The following is a 14,588-nucleotide window of genomic DNA, read 5'->3' as shown; positions in this document are numbered from 1 at the left end:
GAACGATTATACTATTTAAAGGAGGGAAGTCAATGAAGAATTTTTTGGTGACAGTAAAAAATAGATTGGGAGCAGGGTGGCAGCTGTTTATTCAGGCTGTGTCTGAAAATGAGAGGAAATCGTTGACAATTGCAGCAAGCTTGGTCATTTTCTCGATTATCTTTTCGGTAAGCGTGGGTTATGCACAAAAAAGTGTACGTAAGGACGAATTGAATACCTTGGTTAACCAACAGATGCAATCAGACTACATTACACCCTTTGCTTATGAAGAAGGTGATGCAGCTATTGAGAGCAGCCCAGCAATTTCTGTTATGTTTGCTCAACCTCATGGAGATTCTTTAGAGAATATTTTGAATATTCTAGATACTCCGAAACAAAAAGAAGAACTTAATCGTACATTTTACTATTATCCGTTGGTTTACAATAGCAGCAAAATCGCAGAAAACTATAACCTGGATCCAACCAAAATCACGTTCATTTTCTTCCAAAAAGGTCAGGAAAAAAATCGCTTTGTGGTGGAGGACCTGAAGGATCTAAATAAAGAATTCGTTCCCGAGTTGAATCGATTACCAATGTGGCGCCTGAAAGATCAAAATGAGAATAACTGAAACAATTTCATCTTTTTTTAATAAATAGCATTGACAGCTATCTGATTTTTCGATAGACTAATGTCAATATCAAAGAAGGAGTGACATTCATGTTTAGAACAAACTTATCTGTTCAATTAAATAGCTGGCAAAACTGGCGTAGATAAGTTGTGTTTATGAATTCACTTCATAGATACAACGTTTAGACTATCTCTAAATTGTGTATCTATGCGCTGGTACTATTTGTGTCGTTTCCCGCATAGAGCAGATCTATGCGGTTTTTGTCTTTATTAGGCAGCTACCGTCATTCGTGGGGGTAGTTGCCTTTTTCGCATTTATTTTAAAATTAAACAACTACAATTAGAATTTGGGGGACTTATTTATGAAAAACAAAGGGATTATCGGATCAATTATTGCATTAGCAGTGATATTAATTGGAGTATTTGCTTATCAAATGGGATCAAGACAAAACAACACTCAAACAGATCAAAAAGAAGAAATGAAAACTGTTGGAATTCTGCAGTTCATCAGTCACCCTTCACTAGATCAAATTTCTGATGGGGTAATTGAAGGCCTAAAGCAGGAAGGATTTGAAGATGGTAAAAATATCAATATTGAGTTTTTAAATGGTCAAGGAGACCAAAGCAAGTTAAACACGATGACTCAGCAACTACTAAACAAAAAGTCAGATGTATTAGTTGGTGTTGCAACACCAGCAGCCAAAGCATTAGCTAATGGAACTTCTGATATTCCTGTAATCATGGGGGCAGTAAGCGATCCAGTGGGTTCTGGTTTAGTGGATACTTTAGAAAAGCCGGGTGGTAACGTTACTGGAGTAAACAACTTAGCCCCTGTCGGTCAACAATTTGAATTAATCAAAGCGTTGTTCCCGGAAGCGAAGAAAATTGCTCTATTGTATTCATCATCTGAAGAAAACTCTCAATCGCAAATTGACAAGGCAGAAGAAATGGCGAAAAAAGAAGGGTACGAAGCAACTCGGTACGCTGTATCCTCAAGTAATGAAATTGCGCAGTTAGCGCAATCAGCAGCAGCGGAAAATGATTTTATCTATGTACCTCAGGATAATATTATCGCAAGTGCATTCCAAACAGTTATTAATGAATCTGACAAAACGAAAACGCCAGTCTTTGTTTCAGTGGACAATATGGTAGATGAAGGTGGAATCGCTACGATCGGACAAAATCAATTTGATCTAGGTGTTGAAACTGGTAAAATGGCTGCTGATGTTTTAAATGGTAATACCGATGCGGGTAATACACCGGTTAATGTGATTGATTATGGTGAAATGATTATCAATGAAAAGAAAGCAGCGGAATTAGGTATTACTATTCCAGAAAATATTAAAAAAGAAGCGAAATTGGTTAAAGGAGAATAGAAAATGGTCATTTCAGCAATTGGACAAGGTTTTTTATGGGGGATTTTAGGCTTAGGAATTTTCATGACCTATCGTATTCTAAACTTTCCTGATATGACAACTGAAGGATCTTTTCCTTTAGGAGGAGCGGTCTGTGTAACAGCAATTACACAAGGAATTCACCCTATACTAGCAACACTATTAGGTATTCTGGCGGGTATGTGTGCAGGATTTGTCACCGGTATGCTTTATACGAAAGGAAAAATCCCGGTCATTTTGGCAGGAATTCTAGTAATGTCTGGTTTAAACTCAGTGATGCTGTTTATTATGCAGACACCGAACTTGTCATTGCTGAATAAACCAAAAATTCAAGATTTTTTCACTGGATTAAACTTACCTAACCATTATGATATTGTCATTTTAGGTTTGATTGCAGTTAGCCTGATTATTGCTTTGCTGCTATTCTTCTTTTTCACCGATTTTGGTCAAGCGTACATTGCTACAGGTGATAATGAAAATATGGCTCGCTCAATTGGGATCAATACCGATCGCATGAAGGTAATTGGTTTGACTTTGTCAAATGGAGTGATTGCATTATCAGGAGCGTTAATTGCTCAAAATGATGGCTATGCCGATATTGGTAAAGGAATTGGCGTAATCGTAATTGGTTTAGCGTCCATTATCATTGGGGAAGTGCTGTATGGCGAGTTATCCTTTGGTGAACGGCTAATTGCTGTTGTTTTAGGCAGTGTTATCTATCAATTATTGATCTTACTAATTATCAAACTAGGTTTGGATACAACCTATTTAAAGATCTTCTCATCAATCATTTTGGCGATCTGTCTAATGATTCCACGCTTAAAAGAAGCACTGAATTTAAAAACCGGATTAGAAAAGGAGTAAGCAGATGGAGGCATTACAAATCAATCAAGCAACTAAAACCATTCGCAATGGAATCAACGATAAACGCCAAATTCTGCGCTCTGTTGATTTAACCATTCAACCAGGTGAATTCGTTACCGTCTTAGGCGGAAATGGAGCAGGAAAAAGTACCTTGTTTAACAGTATTTCGGGAACAATGATGTTGGATAGTGGTACAGTTTCGGTGATGGGCAACGACCTAACTAAGCTTTCTGAAGAAAAACGAGCGAATTACATTTCTCGAGTTTTCCAAGACCCCAAGATGGGGACAGCACCGCGACTGACTGTCGCAGAAAATTTAGGTTTAGCTGAAAAACGAGGACAAAAGCGAGCATTGCGGCCACGTAATTTGTCACAAAAACGAGATTCTTATCATCAGCTATGCAGCCAAGTTGGTAACGGGCTGGAAAATCACTTGGATACACCAACCGGCTTTTTATCTGGTGGGCAACGTCAGGCGTTAAGTTTGCTGATGGCAACCTTGACCAAACCAGATTTGCTATTATTAGATGAGCATACTGCAGCACTCGATCCTAAAACCGCAAAACAATTGATGCAGGTAACGGATCAAAAAATTAAAGAAGAACAACTGACCTGCCTAATGGTTACTCACAAAATGGAGGACGCCTTAAATTATGGGAATCGGGTAATCGTAATGCAAAAAGGCCAAATCGTTAAAGACCTAAAAGGTGAGGAAAAAACTAAGCTTTCCCTAACCGATTTGTTCTTATTTTTTGAAGAAGAGGAAGCGGCAGAAGAAAATAGCTAAGGTTTGATGAATTGAAAGTTCAAAAAAGCATTGACAAGTAAATTAAAGAAATTTATACTTAGTGCAAATCAGAAATCAGTTTGGAGCGATGATCATGCAAAATATTAGACATCCACAACTGAATAATTCTTACTTTAGCTATTTTAGATAGGTTTGTATTCATGTGTTCATGGATGCAAACAATGCACGTTTGTATCTATGATGGCTGAAGAACTTTAAATTGACTTTAAAGCCATGTAGATGATTCATCTATAATGGCTTTTTTCGTTTATTGGACCCATTGTAGATGTAACACCTACAAGCGGGTCTTTTTTGTCGGTTGAAATCCAGGTTTAGAAAGAGGAATGAAGGATGCGTTATTTAACAGCAGGAGAGTCACACGGACCACAATTAACAGCAATTATTGAAGGAGTACCAGCAGGAATAGCGGTATCTTTAGATGAAATTAATCAAGAGTTGGCTAGACGTCAAGGTGGGTATGGACGTGGCGGCAGAATGAAAATTGAAAAGGATCAGGTTCAAATCACCTCAGGCATTCGTCATGGGAGAACATTGGGAGCACCAATTACCATGGTCGTGGAAAACCGTGATTGGAAAAACTGGCAAACCGTCATGTCAGTAGAAGAAGTCGCTGAAAAAGATGCGCAATTGCGCAAAGTGACTAAACCACGCCCGGGTCACGCAGATTTAGTTGGTGGCATGAAGTATCAACATCGAGACTTGCGTAATATTTTGGAACGTTCATCAGCACGTGAAACAACTATGCGCGTTGCAGTTGGTGGATTAGCTAAGCAAATTTTAAAAGCTTTAGATATTGAAATTGCTAGTCATGTAGTGAATCTAGGTGGGATTGAAGCTAAAATTCCTGAAGTAATCAGCGTCAAGGAAATCCAACAGGCTGCAGCAGCCTCAGAGGTAAACATGGTTGATCCTTCTATTGATGAAGCGGTAAAAGCTAAAATTGATGAAACGAAAAGAGCTGGCAATACAATTGGCGGTGTAGTAGAAGTTCGTTTAGAGAATGTTCCAGCTGGTTTAGGTAGTTACGTTCAATGGGACCGCAAATTGGACGGTAAAATTGCTCAGTCGATTGTCAGCATCAATGCTTTCAAGGGCGTTGAATTTGGTGTTGGTTTCCAGACTGCAAACTTACCAGGTTCAGAAGTCATGGATGAAATTACTTGGAAAGAAGCAGAGGGCTACCGCCGCAAAACCAATCATTTAGGTGGTTTTGAAGGAGGCATGACCAACGGTGAGCAGATTGTCGTACGGGGAGTGATGAAGCCTATTCCTACTTTGTACAAGCCCTTAATGAGTGTTGATATAGATACTAAAGAACCTTATAAAGCGAGTGTTGAACGTTCGGACAGTACAGCAGTACCTGCAGCAGCTATTGTAGCTGAGAATGTAGTAGCTACAGTTATCGCTACTGAAATCCTAGAGCAGTTTCATTCTGATAATATCGCGGATCTAATTAATAATGTAGAAGAGATGCGTAAACAGCATTTGATGTTTTAGGAAGGTTGTCGCAGATGGAAAAGAAAATTTTTGTGGTGGGTTTAGGTCTTATTGGTGCTTCCTTGTGTCGAGCAATCAAACGTCCAGACATCAAACTGTACGGCTGGGATTTCCAAGCAGAAAGTTGCCAGATTGCACAAGAGACTGGAATTGTTGATGAAATCGCTGAGGGTTTAGAGTCAGCAGTAGAGATGGATGTTATTATTTTAGCGGTACCAGTTAGTGTTTCAATAGAATATCTGCAAAAATTAGCTCAATTACCCTTAAAAAAAGACGCCATTGTTACCGATGTTGGTAGTACCAAATCGGCAATTGTTCAATTGGCCAAAACTTTACCCTTGACCTTTGTAGGCGGACATCCCATGTCAGGCTCACATAAATCCGGAGTAAAAGCAGCAAATCCCAATTTATTTGAGGAAGCCTACTATATTTTAACACCGGTTGAGGATCAACAAGCAATAGTAGATCAGATGATTGAACTTTTAGCACCAACCAGAGCTAAGTTTGTTGTTCTTGACCCAGAGAGTCATGATGAAATGGTGGGAGTATTGAGCCATCTTCCTCATATCGTAGCTTCAGGGCTGATGCAAATGAGCGATCAATTGGCAAGAAATTATCCTAGAGCAAATCAGCTGGCAGCAGGTGGCTTTCGTGATATAACTAGAATCGCTTCTTCTGATCCCAAAATGTGGACTGATATTTTGCTGACCAACCGAAAAATTTTATTAAAGCTGATGGATGACTGGCAGCAGGAAATGAATGAAATCAAGCAGCAACTAAAAAGTAATGATCAGGCAGCTATTTATCAATTCTTTGCTCAAGCCAAGAATACACGAGATCATTTACCGCAAAAGGATCAAGGCGCTATTCCTGCCTTTTATGATTTGTTGGTAGATATTCCTGATATTGCTGGAGCAGTCGCTCAAGTAACAACGGTATTAAGTCAGCATAAAATTTCAATTATCAACTTGAAAATTCAGGAAACTCGTGAGGATATTTTCGGTGTTTTAGAATTATCATTTAAAAGTAAAACAGATCTACTGGCAGGCAAAGCACTTGTTGAAGCAGAAAAATTTAAATGTCGGATAAGGAGTTAATACCATGCGTTTAATGTCAAAGTCAAAAGGTTTATTAGGTGAATTAGTAGTTCCAGCAGACAAGTCAATTTCTCACCGTAGTGTGATGTTTGGGGCAATCAGTCATGGTACCACCACTATCCACAACTTTCTAAAAGCTGAGGACTGCTTAAGTTCAGTTGCTGTTTTTAAAAAGTTGGGTGTTTCAATTGAAGAAAAAGACGAGATACTAACGGTTCAAGGAAAAGGATTTGAAGGGTTGGAGCAACCTACTGAAATACTGGATGCCGGTAATTCAGGTACTACGATGCGTTTAGTAATGGGGATTTTGGCAGGGCGGCCTTTTTATTCAACTATTCAAGGCGATAGTTCTTTAAATAAACGTCCGATGGAACGGGTAATGGGACCGCTACGTCAGATGGGAGCAGAACTTACTGGTAATCAAAAAACAGAATATCCGCCAATCACAGTAAAAGGTGGGGCATTGAAAGCTATCCAATACCAAATGCCAATCGCTAGTGCACAGGTCAAATCAGCAATTTTGTTTGCAGCTTTGCAGGCTGAGGGAGAAACTACAGTAATTGAACAAGCTTGTTCACGTAATCATACGGAACAGATGATTCGTCAATTTGGCGGTGAAATTAAGGTTGAGGATAAGAAAATTTACCTTTCTGGTAATCAAAAACTAACGGGTCAAGAGGTTTATGTACCAGGAGATATTTCTTCAGCTGCCTTTTTCTTAGTTGCTGCACTATTAGTTCCAGAAAGTTCATTGTGTCTTAAAAAAGTTGGTGTAAATCCTACTCGTACTGGTATTTTAGATGTTCTGAAAAAAATGGGTGCTAAGATTACTCAGACAAATGAAGACACACAAAATCAAGCGGCTGATTTGTTGGTAGAAAGCAGTACATTGAAAGCCTGCGAAATTGGCGGAGAAATTATTCCGCGTTTGATCGATGAATTACCAATACTGGCATTGGCCGCAACTCAAGCAGAAGGTACGACGATTATCAAGGATGCTCAGGAGTTAAAAGTCAAAGAAACCAACCGGATTGATGCGACTGCCGATGAACTAAATAAAATGGGTGCTAACATTGAAGCAACCGAGGATGGCATGATAATCCATGGTCCGACACCTTTACATGGAGCAGCAGTTGACAGTCATGGCGACCATCGGATTGGGATGATGCTGCAAATCGCTGCATTGTTAACTAACGAGGCTGTCGAATTAACCAATCCAGAGGCAATTAATATTTCTTATCCAGATTTTTTCAAAGATTTAGATCAATTAATAAAGGGGCGGATATAGTAATGGAAGCAATTGTGTTGATTGGGTTTATGGGAGCAGGAAAAACAACAATAAGCAAAGAATTAGCTGAAACATTAAATTATCAACGAGTAGACATGGATGATGTCTTAGTTGATCGGATTGGTCCGATTAATGTTTACTTTGAAGAGCATGGGGAGCCTTCATTCCGTGAGCATGAAACAAATTTATTGAAGGAAGCTGTTCAACAAGCTTCGGTAATTGCTACTGGCGGTGGTGTCATTTTACAAAAGGAAAATCAAAAAATCTTATCAGATAAAACGGTTGTTTATTTGAAAACCGATCCAGACGTTTTGGTCGAACGTATTCGTAATGATCAAGAAAATATTCGTCCAAATGCTGCCAATAAAAATGATGGAGAAATTAAGCATTTATTCTTTTCTAGGGAAAAGCTCTATGAAAAATTAGCAAAGGTGACGGTGGATACTTCTCGTCGTACACCCAAGGAAATTGTTGAAGAAATCATAGAAAAGGTTGGAGTATAATGGATATTGGCTATTTGGGTCCAAAAGGTTCGTTTACTCATTCTGCTGCCTGCAGCTATTTTTCTAATGGAAATTTTATTAGCTACTCCTCCTTGGTACAATTAATTGATGCACGGATGAACAAACAGATTGATTATGCCATGGTACCCGTAGAGAATACAATTGAAGGTTCGGTTTTGCCGACGATTGACGGAGTTTACCAAACTTTGCCAACTATTCAGGGCGAACTAGTGTTGCCGATTGCTCAGCAGTTGATGGTGCACAAGGCTCATCAAAACCAGTGGCAGAATGCGACCTTGATTTGCAGCCATCCACAGGCACTGGCACAATCACAAGTATTTATTCGTGATCGTATCCCTAATGCAGAGATTGAACAAATGGCTTCAACGACTTTAGGCGCTAAAAAGGTAGCTGACCATCCTAAAGAAATTTATGCGGCAATTGGTCCGAAAATGGCTGCTAAAGAATATAATCTGGTAATTGTAGAGAAAGATATTCAGTCAGTCGCTAATAACGAGACTCGGTTTTGGTTATTAGGAGACGAGCCAATTGACACTGAGCTACTCTTTGCTGAACAAAAAGCTACTTTGATTGTTGATTTGCCGATGGACCGCCCCGGTGCTTTGTATCACTTGCTGGAAATATTTGCTAAAGCAAAAATCAACTTAACAAAGATCGAGTCGCGACCGCAAAAAACTCGATTAGGAGATTACTTCTTCATCATTGATTTAGAGGTTCCAGAAAATTCGACTGTATTAGACAATGCATTAGCGCAATTGGATGGACAAAACTTCCCTTTTAATTTAATAGGAAATTATCCAACTTACCGAAAACCTTAGCACTACGTTAAGGTTTTCTTATTTTTTGTGAGTATAATAGGACATGAAAGCATTCATTTGCTATTTTTGTACTATCATCATCGAAAAAGAGGTGGACCAATGAGTCGAGTGGATCGTTACAAAAAAATCCATGAACAAAGTAAGAAATCTGAACGTAAATCTTCACTGGTTCGTCGTGAGCGCAAGAAGACTGAACATGAACAAAATCAAACGCCACCGACAGAGCCGTTAGAAACACAACCTATATATGAACAAACAAAAGAAACAAATTATTCTGAAGAAACAGCAAAACCCAAAAAAAATCGCAAGCTTCCAACGTTAAAATTACCCAGCTTTAAAAGAAAGTCAAAAAGGCCGGAGGTTTATCCGACTGGAAAAAAACCGAAGAAAAAGCGCAGTGTAAAACGAATTATACTTAGCATAATCGCTATACTATTGCTTTATTCAGTAGTTACCTTTGCAGTAGGAAATGTAATGGCACGTTTTGATTCTTCAATTCCTAAAGTGGAAACACAGGAGTTTAACGGCGTAGAATCAGCAGATGGAACCAAGAATATTCTACTCCTTGGCAGCGACACACGAGATAACGAAACGGGCCGTGCAGATTCCATGATGATTTTGCAGGTAGACGGTAAGGGCAAAACCAAACTCGTTTCATTTATGCGAGACATGTATGTAAATATACCTGGGGTTGGCGAGAACAAGCTAAATGCTGCTTATGCCTACGGTGGTGCTGATTTGGTCCGACAAACCTTAAAGGAGAATTTTGGTGTTGATTGTCGTTATTATGCAATGGTCGATTTTCAGTCCTTTGAAAAAGGGATTGACGCCATGTTCCCAAGAGGTGTTCCCATCGAGGCAGAAAAGGATATGAGTTCTTACATTGATGAGCCTATTTCTAAAGGGTTTCAGCGTATGAATGGCCATACATTATTGAATTATGCTCGCTTCCGAATGGATGAAGAAGGAGATTTCGGACGGGTACGAAGACAGCAACAGGTGATCCAAACGGTCTTTGGCCAATTGAAAAATCCTCTAGTCTTACTGCGTGGACCTTATGCGGCTGGAAAGATTTTCGGTTATCTATCTACGGATATGGGCAATGGATTTTTGTTAGCTAACTCTTTTAATTTTGCTAAAACAGCGGTGGGAATTGATCGGTTGACCTTACCAATTGATGGGACTTGGTCTTATGGAGATACCTACAATGCTGGTAGTGTTTTATATGTTGACTTTGCTCAAAATGCTCAAGCTGTTCAATCATTTTTAGCAAAATAACAGATTTTAGATTCCATTGATCTCTAGAATATGCTATATTTTATTTATTGCAAATTTTTAAGCGAAACGAGGAAATCATCATGAAATTAGCGATCGTGACAGATAGCTCAGCCTATCTCAATGAACGCATTAAAGACCATAAGGATTTGTTCATTATTCCGATTCCTGTTGTAATTGATGGCCAACCTTTTGAAGAAGGGGTAAACATTCATGAAGATGAATTTTATCGTTTATTAAATCAAAGCCAGGAATTCCCAACAACTTCTCAACCAGTTTTAGGCGAGGTGATCTCTCTTTACCAAGATATTCAAGCTAAAGGCTACGACACGATTTTGAGTATCCATCTTTCAGAAGGTATTTCTGGATTTGTCCGGACTCTTCATACGATCAAAGATGAACTCGAAGGATTAACCGTTGTTCCGTATGACTCTACAATTACTAGTGTTCCAATGGGCTACATGGTAGAAAAAGCTTTGGAACTAACAGATCAAGGTAATGACCTGGAAGAAATTATTGCAGGAGTAGATCACATTAGAGATACTACCAATGCTTACATTATTGTTGATGACTTAAACAACTTGGTCCGTGGTGGTCGCTTAACCAATGGTGCGGCTATCATAGGCGGACTGTTAAAAATTAAACCAGTTCTAACTTTTACTGACGGAAAGATCGTGTTATACGAAAAAATCCGTTCATTGAAAAAGGCCTTACAGAGGACAGAAGAAATTATTGGTCAGCATCGCCAAGACTCTTCTGCAGAATTGCGTTTGTATGTCATTCATGCTAATAACTTGGAATTGGCTCAGGTAGAGTTCAACAAATTGAAACAGCAATATCCTGAAGCAATTATAGAAATCGGCAGCTTTGGCCCTGTGATTGGGACTCATTTAGGCGATAAAGCAATTGCTCTGGGTGTAGCAGCAGTTTAAAGTACGACCGTTAAGAATTTATTGTTCTTGACGGTCTTTTTTGTTTGTAAAATGCCAGCGACTTCGTTATGCTTTAGTTGTTTAGTAATTTACTAATCTAGTAAAGGAGTAAAATATATGAAAATTCCAACGAACTTAAAACATAAACCAGTCTTCTTAGTAGAGGATTATGATAAAATTGATGGTTATAATGCTTGGGAAAGTGATGCAAAGGGCTTAACGTTAGGCTTAGCTCAGTGGAATGATCGAGGCAAGGTCGACATATCTGGGAAAGTGTGGCGACATACTGGTGAGAAATGGTCACGCCAATCAGAAGAGTTGCCAATCACCCGAATTTTGGATTTGGCGATACTAGTTGCTCAATCAAGTTTATACTTGCAGGATGCTTACCGATATGAAAAATTTTATGATCCGGAGAATCCAACAGTGGATATTATTGGGCTTCAGGGTGGACGAATGACCGTAGAGGTAGACACTGAAAATCCTAAAATTGATGAGGACATTATTCTCTTTAACGACACAATGAATAAGAATGGCGAATTAATCGGAGAACGTTATCGAACCTTAAAACGTTTGTTAACTGATTTAGGCTATTAAAGAAAGGTGTGACTTTACATGACGGAAACGATGCCTTACTCAGTTACTGAAGGTCGTCATTTTTCTAAGGTGGAGCAGCAAATGATTTGGCGTAAGCCCTCTAGTCATCAAATCAGTCAGGAAGAACTTCGGATCGCTTCTGAGATTAAATTAAACTGGGAAGATCCAGAGATGAAAGTAATGAATGTTTTGTTAGAAGGGGATGCTGGTTCTGGAAAAACCCAGCTTGCTCGTGCGTTATCCGCTGATTTGCAGCTGCCGTATACAAAAGTAACCTGCTTTGCAGATATGGATAAAACAGATGTCTTTGGTGCCTTGCTGCCTGTCGTGACTGCTGACGATGAGGTGGATAATGAATTATTGGAAGCCATTTATCAAGCAGATTGCTTAGAAGGAGTTTTGGAACTAATTGCTAGACATTACAGTATTAGTCAAGAAAAGGCTCGTGAGCGTTTTGCTGAATTGATTCAACGAGTTACCGATGAGGCGGATAATCGACCTATTCAGTACAAGTTTTATCCTTCTGAAATCGTAAGAGCAATCGAAAAAGGCTACTTGTTGGAAATTCAAGAGCCTACAGTTATCCGTGATGCTTCTGTTTTAGTGGCATTAAACTCAGCACTTGAAAACAATGGAATTTTGAATATTCCCACTGGAATCATTCGACGACACCCAGACTGTGTAGTAGTGATTACAACAAATCGCAATTACCAGGGCAATCGTCCTTTAAATGAATCTTTACGGGATCGAGTACAGCATGCTGAAAAAATGGATCTACCTTCTATTGAAGTAATGATGGAACGTGCTCAGGCAAAAACAGATTTTAATGATACCCGTTATTTAGAAACCATGGCTAAGATTATTCGCCTGTTAGATGAAACAGCGAAAGCCAATGCAATCAAGGGCGTTGCAGGCATGCGATCTTACTTTTTTTGGGTGAATAGTCTGAAACAAGGGCAAGATCCTTTGGCTAGTATTTTCCCAAAAGTCCTATACAAGCTAACCACTGAGGAGAATGAGCTCTCAATTTTATCCAATGCTCTCGATGAAAGTGGTTTATTGGTAGAATTGCAACAGATAGAAAGTAAAGAAATTATTCAACAAAATAAAGGCCGTGTGATTAGTGCTGAGGAAGCAGATAAACGAAACATCACTCGAGAAGCGGAACAGGCTACCTTAACTGGAGAAGCTTTAGATGAGTCTAACTCTATAAATGAACCTGAATCAGAGGCAGATTCAATAGAAAAGGAATCAACAGTCGCTTCTTCTAAAGTAGAAGAAACTTCTGATATGAAACGAAATACCTCGGATGGAAAAAGTGAGAAAGCCATCATGTCCGAGAATGATAAGACTGGCTCAAATTTTTCATTAGATGAAATGGCAGAATGGGATAAGCAGCAGCGTAAGGAACTAAACCGGGAAACTCGGGCAGTACTCAAAGACACGGTTCATGCTCGAGAAGGCACAATTGTTCATCGTCCTAAAGTTACTGCTGAGGCTGTTGATAAAGGAAAAGAACTAGCTAGGATTGTACTACCTGAGGTTGAAAGCTTGAGTCGTGTGATTAATGATCTGCTGGAGAAGGAAGAAAGTACGGACTATTCCAATGGTAAGTATTATGGCAGTCGCTTCAATCCATCACGGGTGGCTTATGGGGATCTTCGTAATTTTGATAAGAGAAACCCACCTAGCGAACAGCCTTCTCTGGCTTTAGCAGTACGTGTAGATGAATCAGGGTCAATGGTACGGGAGGAACGTATCGAGAAAGCCAAACAAGCTGCCTTGGCACTGGGTTTATTTGCTGAGAAAACGAATATCCCCTTCACTTTGTATGGCGATTCTGCGGACGTTAGCCAGCGGGAAAAGACCTCCTTATACTCTTATAAAGAATTTAACGATTCTTACGATTTTTTGGCTGCGAAAATCACCACTATGAAACCTCGCCAAAATAATCGTGATGGGGTTCCTTTGCGTTTGTTAGCCGAAAAGTTAAGCAATGAAACAGCAGATACTAAAATCTTATTGAATATTAGTGATGGACAACCAAAAGCCTTGCCAGATTACACTGCAAAGAAAGCAGAAGCAGATATTCAACAAGTATTGTCTGATTATGAAAGAAAGCGAATTATTTTTATCGCATGTGCAATCGGTGAAGATAAAGAAGCTATCAAGAGTCTTTACGGTGAAGACCGGTTTGTCGACATTAGCGATTTAGCTACTATGCCACAACAACTCTTACAATTGATTGGTCGATTTATCTAATAATTTTGATACAAACAGATTATTTGTAATCTTTTTCTTTCTTCGTTAGTCTGTAAGTAAGCTAAAAGAAAGGAAGATACCCTATGACAAAAAAGATTGCAGTAATTGTTACTGACCTAGTGGAAGATGTCGAGTTAACTTCCCCGAAAGAAGCTTTAGAAAAAGATGGCAATGAAGTCGTATTAATTGAAAAAGAAGCAGGCAAAGAAATCACAGGTAAACAAGGCAATACATTTATTATTGACACCAATATTGATGACGTTAATCCTGAAGACTTTGATGCTTTGCTAATTCCTGGTGGTTTCTCGCCAGATCAATTGAGAGCAGATCAGCGTTTTGTTGATTTTGTGGCGTACTTTTTGGAGAATGATCGTCCATTGTTTGCGATATGTCATGCACCTCAATTGTTCATTCAAACGGGTTTAACAAAAGGTCGTACCATGACAGCATACGATACGGTTCGTCCCGATCTTGCTTATGCAGGTGCCAATGTAAAAGACGAAGAAGTCGTAGTAGATAATATGCTGGTAACCAGTCGTAATCCAGATGATATTCCAGCATTTAACGAAAAGATTATTGAAATTCTCCATGCTTAATTAACTAGTCTAGCGAATTATTCGTTAGG

Annotated in this window: 14 protein-coding genes; all 14 read left to right on the top strand. The window is 39.1% G+C overall.

Features of this window, described 5'->3' with window-relative positions; translation table 11 throughout:
- Window positions 1-32 precede the first annotated feature (32 nt).
- Complete coding sequence (locus IGI49_RS04815) at window positions 33-608, top strand: hypothetical protein (RefSeq protein ID WP_429963591.1); 576 nt, start codon at window positions 33-35, stop codon at window positions 606-608.
- A gap of 361 nt (window positions 609-969) precedes the next feature.
- Window positions 970-1,983 (top strand): tryptophan ABC transporter substrate-binding protein, encoded by a 1,014-nt coding sequence (trpX, locus tag IGI49_RS04810; RefSeq protein ID WP_429963590.1) that lies wholly within the window; start codon window positions 970-972, stop codon window positions 1,981-1,983.
- A gap of 3 nt (window positions 1,984-1,986) precedes the next feature.
- Window positions 1,987-2,865, top strand: a complete 879-nt coding sequence (locus IGI49_RS04805; protein ID WP_207701340.1) for an ABC transporter permease — start codon at window positions 1,987-1,989, stop codon at window positions 2,863-2,865.
- A 4-nt stretch (window positions 2,866-2,869) separates the two neighbouring features.
- Entirely contained in the window at window positions 2,870-3,652 is a 783-nt protein-coding gene (locus tag IGI49_RS04800; RefSeq protein WP_429963589.1) for an ABC transporter ATP-binding protein, read from the top strand.
- Between the two features lie 351 nt (window positions 3,653-4,003).
- Window positions 4,004-5,170 carry a chorismate synthase gene (gene aroC / locus IGI49_RS04795; protein WP_429963588.1) on the top strand — a complete coding sequence of 389 codons (1,167 nt, stop codon included), beginning with the start codon at window positions 4,004-4,006 and terminating at the stop codon, window positions 5,168-5,170.
- Window positions 5,171-5,184: 14 nt separating this feature from the next.
- Entirely contained in the window at window positions 5,185-6,267 is a 1,083-nt protein-coding gene (locus IGI49_RS04790) for a prephenate dehydrogenase (RefSeq protein ID WP_429963587.1), read from the top strand.
- 4 nt (window positions 6,268-6,271) lie between these two features.
- Window positions 6,272-7,555, top strand: coding sequence for a 3-phosphoshikimate 1-carboxyvinyltransferase (gene aroA / locus IGI49_RS04785; protein ID WP_429963586.1), 1,284 nt, complete (start codon window positions 6,272-6,274; stop codon window positions 7,553-7,555).
- A gap of 2 nt (window positions 7,556-7,557) precedes the next feature.
- Window positions 7,558-8,058, top strand: a complete 501-nt coding sequence (locus IGI49_RS04780) for a shikimate kinase (RefSeq protein ID WP_207701345.1) — start codon at window positions 7,558-7,560, stop codon at window positions 8,056-8,058.
- A complete protein-coding gene (gene pheA / locus IGI49_RS04775; protein ID WP_429963585.1) occupies window positions 8,058-8,897 on the top strand; it encodes a prephenate dehydratase in 840 nt (279 codons plus the stop codon). The genes IGI49_RS04780 and pheA overlap by 1 nt, the downstream gene beginning before the upstream one ends.
- Window positions 8,898-8,996: 99 nt before the next feature.
- Window positions 8,997-10,175: an LCP family protein gene (locus IGI49_RS04770; protein ID WP_429963584.1), complete on the top strand. Its 1,179-nt coding sequence runs from the start codon at window positions 8,997-8,999 to the stop codon at window positions 10,173-10,175.
- A gap of 80 nt (window positions 10,176-10,255) precedes the next feature.
- Window positions 10,256-11,104, top strand: a complete 849-nt coding sequence (locus IGI49_RS04765; protein ID WP_429963583.1) for a DegV family protein — start codon at window positions 10,256-10,258, stop codon at window positions 11,102-11,104.
- 117 nt (window positions 11,105-11,221) lie between these two features.
- Window positions 11,222-11,701, top strand: a complete 480-nt coding sequence (locus IGI49_RS04760; protein ID WP_207701349.1) for a DUF6530 family protein — start codon at window positions 11,222-11,224, stop codon at window positions 11,699-11,701.
- Between the two features lie 18 nt (window positions 11,702-11,719).
- A complete protein-coding gene (locus tag IGI49_RS04755) occupies window positions 11,720-13,963 on the top strand; it encodes an AAA family ATPase (protein ID WP_429963582.1) in 2,244 nt (747 codons plus the stop codon).
- An 83-nt stretch (window positions 13,964-14,046) separates the two neighbouring features.
- Window positions 14,047-14,559, top strand: a complete 513-nt coding sequence (locus tag IGI49_RS04750; protein WP_207701351.1) for a type 1 glutamine amidotransferase domain-containing protein — start codon at window positions 14,047-14,049, stop codon at window positions 14,557-14,559.
- Window positions 14,560-14,588 lie beyond the last annotated feature (29 nt).

This window comes from Enterococcus sp. AZ071 (genome assembly GCF_050499065.1).
GTDB lineage: Bacteria > Bacillota > Bacilli > Lactobacillales > Enterococcaceae > Enterococcus_A > Enterococcus_A ferrettii.
This window is presented reverse-complemented; position numbering and strand designations above follow the sequence as displayed.